Genomic DNA, 236 nt, shown 5'->3' with positions numbered 1-236 from the left:
AGAAGCACAAAAAGATCGTCAAATGGACTTTTCCTATATGGCTTTATGTGTCTGTGACAGCAGTGATTGTATATTTGATGATCAGTCCATATTATTCATTTTAAGATCTCAGTCCAGACATTTGACGTTTAATACTTAGTAATCTAAAGGAGTCATGAGAAAGTTTTTGAATTCATTAGTCATAGCCTGTTCGCTACTATTAGTTCAGATTAGTGCCTCTGCACAGTGTGCCATGT

At 35.6% G+C, this 236-nt stretch carries 1 protein-coding gene; it reads left to right on the top strand.

The genetic code is table 11. The annotated features are described in order from the left end of the window. On the top strand, positions 1-104 hold a 104-nt coding region (locus tag I5349_RS14070; protein ID WP_226391393.1), incomplete at its 5' end, for a DUF420 domain-containing protein. Positions 105-236 lie beyond the last annotated feature (132 nt).

This window comes from Penaeicola halotolerans, assembly GCF_016464625.1.
In the GTDB taxonomy this organism is placed as follows: domain Bacteria; phylum Bacteroidota; class Bacteroidia; order Cytophagales; family Cyclobacteriaceae; genus Penaeicola; species Penaeicola halotolerans.
Note: the sequence above shows the minus strand (reverse complement) of the source record. Positions and strands in the feature narration are given on the sequence as shown.